16 protein-coding genes are annotated in these 15244 nt (G+C 59.2%); 9 read left to right on the top strand and 7 right to left on the bottom strand.

Annotated elements, in window-relative coordinates; genetic code table 11:
• Positions 1–102: 102 nt before the first annotated feature.
• From BWP39_RS31425 to BWP39_RS05445, 6 genes are all read left to right on the top strand, one after another.
• Entirely contained in the window at positions 103–384 is a 282-nt protein-coding gene (locus BWP39_RS31425) for a hypothetical protein (RefSeq protein WP_133116827.1), read from the top strand.
• 461 nt (positions 385–845) lie between these two features.
• Complete coding sequence (locus tag BWP39_RS31420; RefSeq protein WP_133116826.1) at positions 846–1193, top strand: hypothetical protein; 348 nt, start codon at positions 846–848, stop codon at positions 1191–1193.
• Between the two features lie 134 nt (positions 1194–1327).
• A complete protein-coding gene (locus BWP39_RS05460) occupies positions 1328–3079 on the top strand; it encodes a ShlB/FhaC/HecB family hemolysin secretion/activation protein (RefSeq protein ID WP_096717606.1) in 1752 nt (583 codons plus the stop codon).
• 18 nt (positions 3080–3097) lie between these two features.
• On the top strand, positions 3098–3625 hold the full coding sequence (locus tag BWP39_RS05455) for a hypothetical protein (RefSeq protein ID WP_096717604.1): 528 nt from the start codon (positions 3098–3100) through the stop codon (positions 3623–3625).
• A 626-nt stretch (positions 3626–4251) separates the two neighbouring features.
• Positions 4252–5442 carry a hypothetical protein gene (locus BWP39_RS05450; RefSeq protein WP_096717602.1) on the top strand — a complete coding sequence of 397 codons (1191 nt, stop codon included), beginning with the start codon at positions 4252–4254 and terminating at the stop codon, positions 5440–5442.
• 127 nt (positions 5443–5569) lie between these two features.
• Positions 5570–6070 (top strand): cysteine hydrolase family protein, encoded by a 501-nt coding sequence (locus tag BWP39_RS05445; RefSeq protein WP_096717600.1) that lies wholly within the window; start codon positions 5570–5572, stop codon positions 6068–6070.
• Positions 6071–6132: 62 nt separating this feature from the next.
• Here BWP39_RS05445 and BWP39_RS05440 read toward each other — a convergent pair whose 3' ends face one another.
• Positions 6133–6567 (bottom strand): GNAT family N-acetyltransferase, encoded by a 435-nt coding sequence (locus BWP39_RS05440; protein ID WP_096717598.1) that lies wholly within the window; start codon positions 6565–6567, stop codon positions 6133–6135.
• A gap of 393 nt (positions 6568–6960) precedes the next feature.
• Here BWP39_RS05440 and BWP39_RS05435 point away from each other — a divergent pair, with 393 nt between their 5' ends.
• Entirely contained in the window at positions 6961–8073 is a 1113-nt protein-coding gene (locus BWP39_RS05435) for an FAD-dependent oxidoreductase (RefSeq protein WP_096717596.1), read from the top strand.
• Here the strand turns inward: BWP39_RS05435 and BWP39_RS05430 are convergent.
• The 5 genes from BWP39_RS05430 to BWP39_RS05410 form a co-directional block, all read right to left on the bottom strand.
• A complete protein-coding gene (locus tag BWP39_RS05430; protein ID WP_096717594.1) occupies positions 8063–8509 on the bottom strand; it encodes an Ohr family peroxiredoxin in 447 nt (148 codons plus the stop codon). The genes BWP39_RS05435 and BWP39_RS05430 overlap by 11 nt on opposite strands.
• Before the next feature lie 191 nt (positions 8510–8700).
• Positions 8701–9447 (bottom strand): arylmalonate decarboxylase, encoded by a 747-nt coding sequence (locus BWP39_RS05425; protein ID WP_096717592.1) that lies wholly within the window; start codon positions 9445–9447, stop codon positions 8701–8703.
• Between the two features lie 121 nt (positions 9448–9568).
• On the bottom strand, positions 9569–10504 hold the full coding sequence (locus BWP39_RS05420) for a sterol desaturase family protein (RefSeq protein ID WP_096717590.1): 936 nt from the start codon (positions 10502–10504) through the stop codon (positions 9569–9571).
• Positions 10505–10612: 108 nt separating this feature from the next.
• Positions 10613–11317 (bottom strand): LytR/AlgR family response regulator transcription factor, encoded by a 705-nt coding sequence (locus tag BWP39_RS05415; protein ID WP_096717588.1) that lies wholly within the window; start codon positions 11315–11317, stop codon positions 10613–10615.
• Positions 11305–12387 carry a sensor histidine kinase gene (locus tag BWP39_RS05410; protein WP_096717586.1) on the bottom strand — a complete coding sequence of 361 codons (1083 nt, stop codon included), beginning with the start codon at positions 12385–12387 and terminating at the stop codon, positions 11305–11307. Before BWP39_RS05410 ends, BWP39_RS05415 begins: the two co-directional genes overlap by 13 nt.
• A gap of 337 nt (positions 12388–12724) precedes the next feature.
• Between BWP39_RS05410 and BWP39_RS05405 the strand changes: the two genes are divergently transcribed.
• Positions 12725–13615, top strand: coding sequence for a DUF817 domain-containing protein (locus BWP39_RS05405; protein WP_207556599.1), 891 nt, complete (start codon positions 12725–12727; stop codon positions 13613–13615).
• Positions 13616–13617: 2 nt separating this feature from the next.
• On the opposite strand, the gene BWP39_RS05400 is transcribed toward BWP39_RS05405, so the two are convergent.
• Positions 13618–14016: a VOC family protein gene (locus BWP39_RS05400; RefSeq protein ID WP_096717584.1), complete on the bottom strand. Its 399-nt coding sequence runs from the start codon at positions 14014–14016 to the stop codon at positions 13618–13620.
• Between the two features lie 257 nt (positions 14017–14273).
• On the opposite strand from BWP39_RS05400, the gene map reads away from it, so the two are divergent.
• Positions 14274–15059 carry a type I methionyl aminopeptidase gene (gene map, locus BWP39_RS05395; RefSeq protein WP_096717582.1) on the top strand — a complete coding sequence of 262 codons (786 nt, stop codon included), beginning with the start codon at positions 14274–14276 and terminating at the stop codon, positions 15057–15059.
• Positions 15060–15244 lie beyond the last annotated feature (185 nt).

Raw genomic sequence — 15244 nt, 5'->3', positions numbered from 1 at the left:
GATATAATGACACGTAATTCCGATGGCAATATTGGCTGCGTTGAATGCAAATCTTCGGATACTGTTCCGTTGACTAAGAATCCGTCATACCGGAGATTCGAAATGAACTGGAGACGTCTGTACGCAGTTGTGCAAATAGTAGGTGCTGTTGGCGGCATATCAGTTGGATGCGCTGGGTTTTATTCAGTCATTGTGATAGGCATATGCAGAAAGGTGGTCGGTTTGAGTGACAATATCTCTGTATTTGCTGTTGGTCTTCCATTGTTTATTGTTTTATTGATTGTATTTGCAAAATATCTTCCTCGTTGGCTCCATAAGGCTGGAATGCTAAGCGATGAACCGAAGCGATTCGGTCCATGGTTTAAGCGAGATACTGAAATGTGAACGACGAATCGCATTGTCAGCAGTGAAGCCACTAGCCGTAAGGGGCGGACAGTGAAAGTCATACATCAAGTTGATTGGCAATATACCTTGTATGAAGATGATGAGGGCTCATACATTTTGGAGTTGATCGTGCCCGCGCCTAAGGGGGTGTGGGTCAGCTATGAAAAACAGGTGAAGTTGTCCCATTATGAAAAATTTATCATTAATACGTTTCCTAGTCATCTTGATTATCTTGTAAAAACTACTGAATGATAAGAGGAGGTGAGTGTGAGTGGGAAATTCGTTTGATTTCGATACATATAGGTACGGCCCCGTAAACTCATCAATGATTAAAGGAGGAGGAAAATGATCGAGTCATACTTTTCATGCATAGAGGCCATTGATCCAATTTTATTCGCGATTGGATTGAGGAGGATTGTCGACGACGAAATGTCGATCATCTATTCGGATGGAAAAATGATTTGCAATTTACAACCGAAAAATACTATCACCCCTCGTTATCAATATCGTTGACTAATTCAGATGGCTGTAAATATGGGGCTGGTCTGCTGCGAAAATGCATAGATGCGAGTGGTTATGATATTGATATTGTTTCGCTCAGAGGTATTCGTAATCAGATCGAGCAAGCCGGTGCCGATGGAGATATCGCCAAAGTGAATGATTTGTCGTTCCAGTATGTATTGCTTTCCGTAACCCAGATTGCCAATCTTTTATCCACACATTGGAACGAGGTATCTCCGGTGAGTCCTCTTGTGAAGAGCAAATATCTCCAGATCGAGAAATTATTGATGCGGCGATTCGGTCTATGACAATCGCAGAGGCGATGTTGCTCGTTGAGCGCATGGCATTGGACATTGGTGCAATATCATCGCCACCTTGCTGTGGAAATCTGTTGTTATTTCAGAGAATTATGCAACGTATGTTGAAAGGGGCGCGAGACAGGATGAAAAGAAGAATCCGAAGAACCGGCATGGCCGCATCGTTACTGCTTTTGACCGCGACGGCTGTACGGGCGCAAGTCACACCCCAAGAACTCACGATCAGGCAGTTGCCGACGACTGACGACGTGCGGGTTCGACAGCAGCAGGAAGCGCGCGAGCGGGAACAAACGGTGAACGCACCAGCCGTTCGCTCTGCCGCAACTCCGGTCGCGGAGTTCCCTGCGGTGCCTGTTGAAACACCCTGTTTTCGCATCCAGTCTTTCGCGCTCGACGTGCCGGCGACGTTGCCCGGTCCAGTGCGCGCGCAAGGCGCTTCGGCCCTGCCACAGGACCGCTTCGCGTTCGCGCGCGAGTGGCTTGAACACTACGCCAATCAGTGTGTCGGCAAGCAAGGCATAGACATCATCGTCAAGGGCCTGTCGCAGGTGATCCTGTCACGCGGCTACGTCACCACACGTGTGCTCGTGCCCGAACAGGACCTGTCATCGGGCACGCTGAAACTTGCGCTCGTTCCCGGTGTGATCCGCGGTGTACGTTTTGCCGACGACAAACTGCGCGGCACCTGGAAAACCGCCTTCCCCACTCGCGACGGCGACCTGCTGAACCTGCGCGACCTCGAACAGGGCCTGGAGCAGATGAAGCGCGCGAGCAGTCAAGACGTCGACATGCAGATCGTGCCGACCGATTCTCCCGGTGAGAGCGACGTCCTGCTGAATGTGGAGCGCACCAAACCGTGGTCCTTCGTCGCGTCGGTCGACAACTCCGGTACCCGTGCGACGGGCAGGCTCCAGGGCAACCTCAGTCTCGGCATCGACAACCCACTCGGCCTGAACGACATCTTCAATATCGGCGCCAATCAGGACCTGGAGTTCGGCGACCGACGCCTCGGCTCGCACGGCTGGAACGGTTCGTATTCGGTTCCGTGGGGCTACTGGACCGGCACGCTGTTTGGCTACACGAACACGTACTACCAGCAGATTGCTGGGGTGAATCAGACATTCGTGTCGAGCGGCAACGCACAGACGACCGGTTTTAAGCTGCAGCGTGTCATCCGTCGCAGTCAGGACGATGTACTCGGTATCGAACTCCAGCTGACCAAACGCTGGGGCGCCAGCTTCATCGAAGACACGGAGATTCCCCAGCAGCATCGGGACAACACATTCGTTGAAGCCGGTCTGACGGATCGTCACTACTTCGGCTCAGCACAATTCGACGGCACGTTTGCCTACCGGCAGGGTATCGGCTGGCTGGGTGCAATGCCCGATACATCGGGTGACGGACCGACGTACCGTTTTCACATGGCAGTCTTTGATGCGAACCTGTCGGTGCCGTTCGCGATTGCAAATCAGAATCTGCGATACGTGACGACCTTCCACGGGCAGTTCACCAACGACACGCTGAACTACATCGACGACCTGACGATCGGTAGCCGCTACACCGTGCGTGGCTTCGACGGCGAGACGATGCTCGCAGCGGAGCGCGGCTTCTACTGGCGAAACGAACTTCAGTTGCCGATCGGCCAGACCGGACAGTCGCTCTACGCGGGCATCGACTACGGTCACGTGTTCGGTCCCAGCACCGCGTTTCTGGCAGGCACGCAACTAGCCGGCGCCGTGATCGGTGTGCGTGGCGGTCTCCCGATTCGGGTCGGCGGATTTTCGTACGACCTGTTCGTGGGCACACCGATTTACAAACCCTCCGGATTTCGGACCGCACGTGTGACGGTGGGTTTTCAGGCCACCGCGCAGTTCTGAGCGTACGGGGAACCTGATATGGCTCTGACCCGCCAGGAAACCCGGGTGACGGCGATCCTTGTCGCCACTGTGGCGTTGATTTTCTGGCTCGCAATCCTCGTGCGCGACGCTTACCCGGGGCCGAACGTCCCGGTACTCTGGATCAACATCGCCGGCGCGTTGCCTGCCGCGATGGCCACCGCCTGGTGGGCGCGCGACTGGCGCAAACCACTGGCGAATCCGTTGATACACGCGCTACGCTCTCTCTTGCCTGGTGCGATGGTCGGCTTTCTCGTTGTGAACTTGACGTTGGATACTTTGGTGCGCTTCACGGCAAGCCAGCGCCATACCGGATGGGCAAGCTATGAGGTAACTCAGGGCTGGAAGAATTGCCACTTTGGCGTCGTGTTCGAGGATCCTGTCTTGCGCGTGCCCCTACGGGTCTGCGGTTCGCGCTGGAACCTACCGGATACGCCCAACGCGGGCGTACTGCGCATTACCGAGGTGGGCGGTCCGTACGGTGTGGTGCTCCAGCAGGTTACGACGGGAAGCGAGTCGCTCCGATGACATGACCGCGTCAAACGTTTTTAGCCCAAATCTAAAAAAGTTTGACGCTTTGTTTTTTTTATTGCTATCTTTTGCTTCAAGAGATGGCTTTCTTGATGTTGTCAGTCATTACAAGCGTATTGCTTACGAGATGATAATTTTTAAATTACATCTCGATAATAAGTGAATATTGGTTTATGCCATGCGCATTGTGTAATTCAATATTCAATTATTTTCAAACATCACGATATCTCACTCTGTTTTTGTTTCCTTGAGCAAGTTGCTATGCAGGAGACTACCCGCTATGGATAACCGGTTTCTGCCGTAACAGGACCCCTGCCTTGAGGACTCCTCATGCGCGCGCCTTGACGGGCGGCAGCCAAAATTCCGCAGTGCCCTCACGCATAACCTGCAATCGGCTTACCCAATTGCCTGATATCCCGATGTGCCAAAGACCATGACCAGAAAGTGTTCGCATTATTCAATATTTCTTGAGAATCTGAATGAAAGCGTCTTTAAAGAATCCCACCGCTTGAGAAGTCAATGCTCTATGAATAGTTTTATCGCAAGACCCCATCAGGCAAGTCAACTCCGCTGAATCATTCAGCGCCGAAAACCTCAACACGTTGCTTCCACCGGAGAAACATATGCGACCGAAGTTATTGCTTACCACGCGTAACATGGCTCATGCCGCAGTTGTCGTGGGTGCAGGTCTTTTCATCAGTGCCATTCCGCTGTCATCCGCCTTCGCAGGTGAGACCGCCAGCACGTTCGTCGATCAGGCTCAGGTTCAGGCCGACGCTCAGGCACACCAGAGCTGGCGTGAAAACGTCAGGCAATTCGCGCCGCAGGCCCAGGGCTGCTATCACGCTTCATATCCGAACCTCAAATGGTCGAAGGTGGAATGCGGCCCGGTATCGGGTTACGTGTCGGCGCGCCGGAAGACTGCACATGCCGCGCAGCAGGACGCAGCGAGTGGCGTCAAGCATGCTGGCGAGCAGGTAGTGGGAAGCGGATACGATTTCTCCGCCGAGGCACCGTCCGGGAAACTGATCAGTGAAGCGGTCGGCAGCTTCCCGACGGTCACCGGCGTGAAGACGGAAAAGGGTGCGGGCGTGGCAGCGTATGGCGGTGGCGGCATCCTGGGAGCGAATCAATACACGTTGCAGCTCAATACGAACATGGACGGTAACTCTGCGGCTTGCGCAGGCTACTCGGGCTGCCAGTCGTGGCAACAGTACATCGTGGTGTCGGACGACGTGAACTCGGCGGGCACGGCACTGACCGGGACGACCGATGTGTTCATTCAGACCTGGCTCGAGAACTATGGTCAGGATGTGGATGGCGGCAACACCAACATCTGCCCGAGCGGATACACCGATGCGGGGGCCGATTCGAATGGTGGGAGCGGGGATGACTGTTACCAGAACAGTCCTGCTACCGTTATCGCGAAACAGCTGCCGATCACGGCCCTCGCAAGCCTGACGCTCTCGGGTACCGCCAACTCGAATGGAACGGATACGGCAACCGCCGTCTACGGCACCGAGGCCTACAGCTCGTCCACCGCCGATGCCAACTCGGATATTGCAAATGGCTGGACCGAGACGGAATTCAATATCGTGGGTAACGCTGGCGGATCGCGCGCCGACTTCAACACGGGTTCGTCGATGACCGTGAAGGTTGCGTTGACTGATGGGTCCAACTCGGCACCGACGTGTGTCGGCCCGAGCAATGGCGGCACCACCGGCGAAACCAATAACCTGACCATCGGGAAGTGCACCGCTTCCGCTGGGTCGAGCTCGACATCGCCTGCGATTCAGTTCACCCAGTCGAATTGAGGTCTGTCAGCGGTAGCTAAAGCCGTGATGAAGTGACAAGGTGCCGGGAGAAACTTCCCGGCACTTTTTGTTTCGGCCGCGTATGCTGAGCTTTTGCATCCAGGATGCCGCATCAAGGACCCACGATATGCGTCAGGTGCTCCTCGTTGTCGATGTACAGGCCGCCTTCAACCCACCGGATCAACTCGTCGATGGCATTCGCGCTCTGGCGAAGCGGATGCCGTCGGTTGCAACGGTGGAGCGGCATGACGAAAATCGCACACCCTTCGAACGGCAACTCGGCTGGCATCCACCGTCTGAAGACCACAGCCTCATCGATGCCGACCGGGTGTTCATCAAGCATGGCTATCTGCCACCGAGGGAGGCAATCGAATATCTGGTGAGCCTGAAACCGCAGCGTGTTCTGGTCTGCGGTGTGCAGACGGAAACCTGCGTGCTGGCGGCGGGCTACGTGCTGTTCGACGCCGGGCTGATGCCCACGCTTGTCACCGATCTGACGCTAGGCTCCTCGCTGGATCCCACGGGTGGGCTTGGAACGCGCCTTTGGCGACACCATTTTCGGAACGTGACGTCGGTGGGGGAGTTAACTGAAGAATTGCAGCAACGTCGCCAACATCTTCGGCCGTGAAACGGAGGGACACGCGACCCGGTTGTCCGCGATCGTGGCGCAATCATCTGAAACAAAACCACCTAACGATCGATGGTCTTCCTGAGGGCAATCATCGTACTGCTATAGCCGTTCTGGATATAGAACTCATGCGTGCGGGTCCGCTCGTTATTGCAGCGTATGACGATGGAAGTCGCGCCCACTTCATGATCTCCTATCCACCGCTCGGCGCGTAAGAGCAGCTCGCGTCCAATCCCCGAGCCTCTGCTTCCCTCGCGAACCACAAAAGCGAGAACCTCACCATACTTCCCGCTCGACACGATGACGTTGACGCACGCGTGAATCCATCCGAGAACCTCTCCGGCGTCACTCTCATACACGAAGATCTTGTGATCGGACCTGGCGAGCACGATCTCGAGGCGAGACCGTATTTCATCTTCTGAGGCATTCCAGCCGAACTGACCGCTCAGGACTGAAATTTCCCTCGCGTCATCTAGTTGTGCGTCTCGAATGATCATGTCACTTCCTCTGGCGATTCGGGTTGCCGCTACACCTGTTCCAGCGATCGCGACTCGCGGCGCTTCTTGGCAACTCACCCACAGCGGCGGCGGGGTTCAAGGATAGCCGAGGAGCCGGCAATGAGCGTGAACCGCGTTACGAGGCATGACAAATGTGAGCGCTTGACCCAACGCCGATGCAACCGAAGCCGGATCCACCCCATTTCACCGCGAAAACCAGCCCACAAACCACAGTCGTAGTGAACAGAAGAAAGCGAGTAGCCAATGTGAGCGATCGCTCATAAATTAGAGTCAATCCATCAACGAGGAATCCACGCGATTCCACCCGGTGGGTTCGGCGCCGCGGTAGCCGGATCCAGGTAACCGGACAACACCGCGAGGAGTGTCCTGATCATGCGAGTCATCATTGCGGGCGGCGGTATCGTCGGACTGACTGCCGGTATCGCATTCAAGTCGATTGGCTGGGACGTGCTCGTCTGCGAGCAGGCTTCGGAAATTCGCGCGGCGGGCGCGGCCATCGGTTTGTGGCGCAATGCGCTCGACGTGTTCTCGGAAGTCGGTGTGGGCGATTCGATCAATGCGATCGGTACATCGGTCGAGACATGGTTCTACGATGCAGGTGGGCGCCGTTTGCGGGCCCCCGGCTTCGCTCTTGCTGAACACCAGTTTCTTCTCGTCCCGCGTCCCCAACTGAACCAGCTTCTTGCTGCGGCAGTCGGTCAGGACAATATTCGTGTGAACACCAAAATCCTCGCGTTCGAGGAAGAAGCGGACCACGTCAAGGTGACGTTTACCAACGGAGCCATCGAGCGTGCAGATCTGCTGTTAGGCGCCGATGGTGCTTACTCTGCCGTGCGTGCGCAACTGGTTCCCGGTTCTACCGCGCAGGAGCATCGCGGTCACCACGTGTGGCGCGGCATGCTTGCAGCAGGCGATGAACCCGCGGAGGGTTCCATCCTGACTGTCGGACATGAGCGTGCGCGTGGTGGATATGTACGCACCTATGGCGACCAGGTGGTGTGGATGGTGAATCAGTTCGATAGCCCAGCCGTTACCGGTACTAAGAAGGAGGAGGCGCTGCGCCGGGCCGCGCTTCTGAACGATAACGGCTGGAACGACTGGCTGGCGAAGCTGATCGAGAGGACGCCGGAAGCGCAAATCCTGCACAACCAGATCATGTTCGTTCCAGCGCTGCCGCGGTGGACATCGGCGCGGGTCGCACTGATCGGCGATGCGGCACATGCGTTGTCGCCGCATATCTCGGCGGGTGGGACACTGGGTGTCGAAGACGTCCGGGTACTGGTCGACGCCGTGCAGACACACGGCGATCTCGCGACGGCGTTATCGGCCTACGAAACCAACCGCATGCCTCACTACGCCCGCGTGCATGAACTGGCCGATGCCGTAGAGCAGGTGCGTGACGCCCACGAGTATGCGCAGGCGTACGCAAGCTTCACTCACTGGATGCTCAACGACGGTTATCGCGCATCGCGTGTCACACCGTAATGACATTCAGCGCGACGTCGATGTTGCCGTGCACGGCCTTCGAGTACGGACAGATTTGATGCGCGGAACGCGCGATTGCCTCGGCGACATCCTGCGCCAGACCAGGTATGCGAACAGTGAACTGTGCACCGAGGAACCAGGCAGGACCGGTTTGCCCGACGTCGACCTGGATATCCACGGAATGATCGGGCGGCAGTGTGACCTTCTTCAACGACGCCGCGATGCCGAGCGCGGAGATGTAACACGCCGACCAGGCGCCGGCAAACAACTGCTCGGCGGTCGGGTGCGGTTCGGCGGCGATGAACTCGTGGTTCGCACCGCCCGGCGCTGACAGCTTGATATCGACGACGCCGTGGTTGCCATGCTGGACGCCGGGATCGCGGTTGACGACGGTGTGGGTCTTGCCCGAGAAGATGACTTTTTCGATCGTGGTCATGATGGATTCCTTGGTAGAGAAGGGGGTTCGGTATCTTCGTAAGAAATGCGATTAAATCGCATGCGATGGATATTGACGAAAGCGACGGCTGCTGTCAAGCGCATAAGATTAAATCGCATGCGATATATATCAGGCAAGAAAGCAAAGACCTGACAGTGACCGGTTACCAGGCGCCGCGCGCAACCCGGTGCTCATCCGACTGAGGGTTCAGCGGGTTGCTTGAATAATCGCCCGAAGCCTTGCGCGACCGGGCTCACACCCATCAACTGGACCGCGTCCCAGAACCCGGCAGGCGAGCTCGACACGACCGGTACGCCAAGGCGAGCCTCGAGCGTGTCGATGATGCCGAGCGTTTTCAGGCCGCCACACGAGATCAACACGCCCTGCGCCGACGTATCCTCCGCAAATGCGTCTTGCGCCAGATCGATCAGTGTTTCGGGCGGTACGGTGCCCACGCCAAGTACATCGGTCATGGCAAGACCCTTGACGGCCGTGACCTCGAATCCTTCTTCTCGCAGGAATGCGGCAAGCCGTGCGTTGACATCGTCGATGTAGGCGGTCGCCAGTGCCACGCGTCGTACGCCCGTCGCTTTCAATGCCCTGACGACTGCATGACTCATCGTCGTTGCAGGCAAACCGGTGGCCTCGTGGATCGCGGCAACGAGTTGCTGGTTGAACGCGGCGCCGCGGTAAAAGCTGAGCGAGGTGCCCATCAACGAGATGGCCTGGGCGCCGTCGTCGGCGAGCGCACGCGCCCTGTCAGCCACGGAATCGATTACCGCCTCATAGCCCGCTGGCGAAATCTGGCCGAGCGCCAGGCCTCGCGCGATAAACCTTGCCCGTTCCGGATAGAGCAACGGACCGTCGTCCGGGACTTTTCCCTCGGCAGGCGGAACGATCAAACCGATGGTGGGCAGACTTTGGGTGTCGATATTCATGGGCGATGTTTGAGTGACGATAGGGGGCCGCGAGATCGATCATCACTCGCTGCATCATCGTAGCGTACGGCTCCAGTGCCACGCAGAATCGCTACACCGACCCGCGAGATCGCACGACCGTTCACTCCTCAACCGAAGAAATGCGCTGTCGAGGTTCCATTCCCAGCAACTGCAAACCCGCACGGCGCCGCAGATCTTCAGTGGTTTCGCTTCGTTCATCGGGGCGCCAGCCAGGCGGTCGAAACGCATAACCGAGCCCCTCGCGGATCGAACGCGCCGTTACCAGGTCGCGCCACAACGCACGCCAGTGATCGAACTCGACGGTGAGCAGGTTATAGGTTGTCATCGGTTGAACCAGACCGAAGCGACAGGGGGTGTCGCGCCTTTCCGCGATATACGTGCCGAATAACCGGTCGAACACGATCAGTACGCCACCGTAGTTCCCATCGAGGTACTCGAGGTTAGACGCGTGATGCACGCGATGCGCGGAAGGCGTGTTGAGTACCCACTCCAGCGGTCCGAGCCGCGGAATCCACGTGACGTGCAGCCAGAACTGATAGAGCAGGTTGAGCGAAAGCAGCGTCAGCACGACCTTGGGTGGCATACCGAATAGCGGCGCGAGCACGAAGAACAGCGTCGAGCCCGTAAGACGGCCGGTCCACCCCATACGGTAGGCGACGGCAAGGTTCAGTTGATTCGGTGAATGATGAACAGCGTGAGTACACCAGAACCAGCGCACCCGGTGGGCCGCGCGATGGTAGCAGTAGTAGCAGAATTCCTGACCGACGAAGCACGCGAGCCAGCCGCTCCAATGATGCATCGGCAAAGTCCAGAGCCTGTGGCGCCAGAACCAGCCCATGGCGTCGCCCCAGAACGCAAGTGGTAGCAACCAGTTCAACGGATACTCGCGAACCAGCATGTCAACCACCGATACGCCGGCCGCTTTCCAGTCGTAATCGCGCCAGCTGCGCCGCACCGAAAGTACCAGGGCCTCGGTCAACGATGACACGAGAATCAGTGCGACGGCGAACCTCAGTATGGTGAACAGGACAGTCATGACCGGAGCATCCCTATGAGATGCTGGCCAGCGTAATTCGGCATCGCGAACGCGACAATCGATCTGGGACGAGTTGGGTCTGATGCGGGGTGGATCGGACGAACTGCGTTATTGCTGCAGGCGCTGTACCAGTGTCGCGCGATGCTGCCGGCTGCATGGCACTTCGGCGCCGCTGCGTAAAACGATGGTCGCGTCGCCCTTGCCCTCCGGTCGCACGGCAAGCACGGCGGCCAGCGCTACGGCGGCGCCGCGATGGGTGCGGACGAACATCGGATTGAGATCGTTGAGCAGCGCGGTCAGCGTACGGCGCATCAGCAGGCTTCGCCCTGGCAGATGGATGTTGACGTAGTTGTCGGCGGCTTCCAGCCATTCGATGTCCGCGCAGCGCACGACGTGCGTCTGCCCGCGGTCGGCGATCATCAACTGTGTGGGCACACCGATGCTCGGCCGTGTGGTCGCGCGAACCGATGCACGCAAGCGCTGCACTGTGCGCGCCAGGCGTTCTGGTTCGACGGGTTTCAACAGATAGTCGATGGCCTGGGCATCGAAGGCGCGCAACGCGTACTGATCGAACGCGGTTACGAATACCAGCGCCGGCGCGTCGTCCGGTAAGGACGCCGCCACATCGAAACCGTCGACTTCCGGCATCTGCACATCGAGGAAGATCACGTCCGGACGCAACTGCTCGGCGAGCGTCAACGCCGTCGCGCCATCGGCGGCTTCGCCGACTACTTCGACATCAGGAAAGACGCGCAGCATGCGCAGCAGCTTGCTGCGAGCGAGTGCCTCGTCGTCGACGATCAGTGCGCGCATGGCAGTGTCACTCGCACGATCAGGCCGCCGCCGGGCCGCAGTTGCAACGCAAGGCTCGCTTGCGTGCCGTACAGCGAGTGCAGCCGGCCCTCGAGGTTGCCGAGACCGACGCCGCGGGTATCGGGCAGGCACTGCGTCTCGCCGTCGTCCTCGATTTCTATCTGCAGCGTGCCCGTGTTGTGGCGCGCGCGGATCGCGATGTGCGTCAGTGCACTGCGCCGCTCGACCACATGCCGAAAGCAGTTCTCGAGCAACGGCTGAAGTCCGAGTGTGGGCACGAGGCAACCCGGTGCGGTGGCATCGACGTCCCACGTGATCCGCACGCGATCGGCAAAACGCTGCGTCATGATGTCGGCGTAGGCGTGCAGCAGCGTCAGTTCGTCGGCGAGCGACTGCTCGGGTCGCTGACTTGCATCGGTCGCCGCGCGCAGCAATGTCGCGAGCCGCGTGAGCAACCTGTCCGCGGAGTCGGGGTTGCTGTGGATCAGCGATGAAATGGTGTTCAGCGCGTTGAACAGAAAATGCGGTTGCAGTTGCTGGGTCAACTGTGCGAGCTGTGCCTGACGGGCGAGGTTCGCCTGCTGCGCGGAACGCACTCGTTCGGCAGCCCACGCGCCGTAGGACTGAACGCCGAAAATAATTCCGCCGAACAACACATAGAACTCGACGAATGCCGTCGCGTCGTACGCGAATACTTCGCCCCACGGGCCGTGCCGGTACCGGCTGCCAGCCAGTGCGTAGATGCCGAGACGCAGCCCATAAATGCTGGCGACGTAAATAACCAGTTGCAACGGCATCCATGCCCAGGCGCGCAGAAACCACTTCAGCGGCTGGTTGAGCAGGTGATTGCGGCGGTTGATGCGCCTCGTTTGCAACGCAACCAGCACGGTGGCTCCGAGCGCGGATGTGACGGTGTTGACGAGTGTCCGCCAGAATTGCAGCTCGCCGGACCACAGTGACTCCTGCATGCCGACCGCGAGCATCAACAGCCAGAACGCGGCCCAGGGCCACGCGAGGCGTCGCCACAGCTCGATGGGTCGGGGTTCGCCGGCAAGAGGGCTAGTGTTCATTGACGCGCTCATTCACGCTCGTCTCCGGCACGGGTTTCGTGTCCGCACTCACAGTATGTCGACCGTGCGTGAATGCGACTTCATCGTCACAGGTCTGCGGCTAGCGCTGACTATGGTAGTCGTAAAAACTTGTCGTGGTCCAGGAGGAGGCCCGTCCTGGGCTGCGCTTGCCGTTGCGTTTCCCGTGCTTCATTTCACGACGGCAACCCTATGCGTCGCCTGAATGGCCCAACATCGCGGCACTTCCGTATAGCATGGCGGCACGTCTCGCCGGCGGCCGCAGCACGTGAAACCGCCGGAGCAAGTACGACAAGGACAACCCGAAGGAGCAGTCCAATTGACGGAGCAGTCAACAAGCACCCCGCTCGAACCGACACCGTCTCGCGCCAGCGCGTGGCTCGATGCATTGACGACACGGTTGCTGAACGCATCGCGCGGTCGCAGTCGTCTCGCCACGGGCTGGCATTCCTTCCTCGTATTCGGCATCAAGCAGGCATGGGTCTGTCTGTTCGGCGGGCTGATGGTCGCGCTGCTGATCGCGACGCATCTCTGGTATCCCGCGCATGCGCTACTGCCTCGCTACGACGCGTTGACGCTTGCCGCGGTTGCGATCCAGATCGTGCTGGTTCGGCTGGGCCTCGAAACGTGGGACGAAGTGAAGGTCATCCTGCTGTTTCACATTGCGGGCACCGGCATGGAAGTGTTCAAGACCGCGGTCGGCTCGTGGATCTATCCGGAGTTCGCGTATCTGCGCATCGGTGGGGTGCCGCTCTTTACGGGGTTCATGTACGCGTCGGTGGGCAGCTACATCACGCGTGCGTGCCGCGAGTTCGATCTGCGTTTCTCGCATCACCCGTCGTTGAAGGTGACGCTCGCGCTGTCGGCTGCGATCTACGGCAACTTCTTTCTGCATCACTACTGGTTCGATCTGCGCTACCTGTTGATGGCGTGCGCCGCGATCGCGTTTCGCCGCTGCTGGGTCTACTTTCGCATCGGTACGGTGTATCACCGGATGCCGCTGCTGCTCGGTTTCTTTCTCATCGCCGTGTTCATCTGGCTTGCCGAAAACCTCGGCACGCTCAGTCACGCGTGGCTGTATCCGAGTCAGCTGCAAGGCTGGGCGATGGTGTCGGTCGGCAAGCTGGGCTCGTGGTTCATGCTGACGATCATGAGCTACGTGATCGTCACGCTGGTTAGCCGTCCGCGGTTGCCGTTGCCTTCGCGCTGATCTCAACCCTCGACCGCGTCGTGACAGCAGACACAGAGCTTGTTGCCGTCCGGGTCGTAGAAGTACGCGCCGTAGTAGTCGGGATGGTAGTGCGGCCGCAGTCCGGGCGGGCCGCCGCAGCGTCCTCCGTGGGCTAGTGCGATGGCATGACAGCGATCGACGTCCGGTCGCCCGGCAGCGAGGAACGCGGTCATGTTGCCGTTGCCCGGTGCGGCCGCCGCGCCGTTATGCGGACTGCCGATCAGAAACAGCGGCCGCGGCGCACCGGCGGCGACCCAGCCGGCCCAGGGCCGGTCGGGCTCGGAGAATTTGAGCGTCAGTCCGAGCTGCTCCATGAGCGGCGTATAGAAGCGCAACGCGCGCTCGAAGTCGCGGACCCCGACGAAAACATGCGAAAACATTCCCCCTCCCTTTGACGGCCGGCATGACCCGAAGTCCGGCCATGATTCCGCACACTGAAGTCCTGCGCAACACACCGGCTTCAACGTCAACCCGACATGGCCGGATAGCGCCGCGGCCCGCCTGGCAGAGGGTCGCGGGCCATCCTCTGTACAATTGCCCCATCGACAACCCGAAGCGACCGCCTCTGCCGGTCATTCTCCGGGTGCCACGTGCCCCGTACCCGACCGCTATTTCGCCTTTATCGATCCGCTCCATCATGGCCATCACCTACAAGACCCCTGACGATCTCGCCGGCCTGCGCATCGCCGGCCGCCTCGCCGCCGACGTCCTCGCGATGATCGGCGAACACGTGAAGGCCGGTGTCTCCACCGGGCAGCTCGACGCGATCTGCAACGACTACATCGTCAATACGCAAAAGGCGATTCCGGCAAACGTCGGCTATATGGGCTTTCCGAAAACAGTGTGTATTTCGGTCAACCAGGTGGTGTGCCACGGCATTCCGAGCCGCGGCGAGGTCCTCAAGGACGGCGACATCGTCAACATCGACGTCGCCGTGATCCGCGACGGCTACTTCGGCGACACGAGCCGCATGTATTGCGTGGGCACGCCGAGCACGGTCGGCCGCAAACTGATCGACACGACCTACGCGGCAATGCTCGCGGGCATTCGTCAGGTGAAGCCCAATGCGACGCTCGGCGACGTCGGCCACGCGATCCAGCAGGTCGCGCAGCGCGCCGGCTTCTCGATCGTCCGCGATTACTGCGGGCATGGCATCGGCAAGGTGTATCACGAGGAGCCGCAGGTGCTGCACTACGGGCAACCGGGGCAGGGCGTGAAGCTCAAGCCGGGCATGGTGTTCACGATCGAGCCGATGGTCAACGCGGGCCGCGCGGGCACGTCGGTACTCGCCGATGGCTGGACGGTCGTCACCAAAGATCGCTCGCTGTCCGCGCAGTGGGAGCACATGGTCGCCGTGACCGACGAAGGCTACGAACTGCTGACCCCCTGGCCCGACGGCACCGGCGCGTACGAGTCGCCCTGAATGCAACCTGAGTGCGCCCTGAGCGCACGCAGTGCAACGACGCCGGCGAGCGTCACGCGCGACCTGGCCGGCCCCATGCGCATCGCCCGGGCGCGTGCACTGGCGGGTCTATCCGAAAAATAAGGATTTGACTCGCGCGGCTGTTCGGTTAAAGCTATGCCAAAGCATCAAAAGGGGTTTTTGTC

The sequence above is a fragment of the Paraburkholderia acidicola genome, from assembly GCF_002362315.1.
GTDB lineage: Bacteria > Pseudomonadota > Gammaproteobacteria > Burkholderiales > Burkholderiaceae > Paraburkholderia > Paraburkholderia acidicola.
The sequence above is the reverse complement of the archived record's forward strand: the minus strand, read 5'-3'. Positions and strand labels throughout refer to the sequence as shown.

What these genes read in the sequence shown, in the direction of transcription:
- BWP39_RS05400 (WP_096717584.1), bottom strand. Translation starts at nt 14,016, where the DNA reads ATGTTTTCGCATGTTTTCGTCGGGGTCCGCGACTTCGAGCGCGCGTTG.
- BWP39_RS05410 (WP_096717586.1), bottom strand. Translation starts at nt 12,387, where the DNA reads ATGAACACTAGCCCTCTTGCCGGCGAACCCCGACCCATCGAGCTGTGG.
- BWP39_RS05415 (WP_096717588.1), bottom strand. Translation starts at nt 11,317, where the DNA reads ATGCGCGCACTGATCGTCGACGACGAGGCACTCGCTCGCAGCAAGCTG.
- BWP39_RS05445 (WP_096717600.1), top strand. Translation starts at nt 5,570, where the DNA reads ATGCGTCAGGTGCTCCTCGTTGTCGATGTACAGGCCGCCTTCAACCCA.
- BWP39_RS05430 (WP_096717594.1), bottom strand. Translation starts at nt 8,509, where the DNA reads ATGACCACGATCGAAAAAGTCATCTTCTCGGGCAAGACCCACACCGTC.
- BWP39_RS05455 (WP_096717604.1), top strand. Translation starts at nt 3,098, where the DNA reads ATGGCTCTGACCCGCCAGGAAACCCGGGTGACGGCGATCCTTGTCGCC.
- BWP39_RS05440 (WP_096717598.1), bottom strand. Translation starts at nt 6,567, where the DNA reads ATGATCATTCGAGACGCACAACTAGATGACGCGAGGGAAATTTCAGTC.
- map (WP_096717582.1), top strand. Translation starts at nt 14,274, where the DNA reads ATGGCCATCACCTACAAGACCCCTGACGATCTCGCCGGCCTGCGCATC.
- BWP39_RS05435 (WP_096717596.1), top strand. Translation starts at nt 6,961, where the DNA reads ATGCGAGTCATCATTGCGGGCGGCGGTATCGTCGGACTGACTGCCGGT.
- BWP39_RS05425 (WP_096717592.1), bottom strand. Translation starts at nt 9,447, where the DNA reads ATGAATATCGACACCCAAAGTCTGCCCACCATCGGTTTGATCGTTCCG.
- BWP39_RS31425 (WP_133116827.1), top strand. Translation starts at nt 103, where the DNA reads ATGAACTGGAGACGTCTGTACGCAGTTGTGCAAATAGTAGGTGCTGTT.
- BWP39_RS05420 (WP_096717590.1), bottom strand. Translation starts at nt 10,504, where the DNA reads ATGACTGTCCTGTTCACCATACTGAGGTTCGCCGTCGCACTGATTCTC.
- BWP39_RS05450 (WP_096717602.1), top strand. Translation starts at nt 4,252, where the DNA reads ATGCGACCGAAGTTATTGCTTACCACGCGTAACATGGCTCATGCCGCA.
- BWP39_RS05460 (WP_096717606.1), top strand. Translation starts at nt 1,328, where the DNA reads ATGAAAAGAAGAATCCGAAGAACCGGCATGGCCGCATCGTTACTGCTT.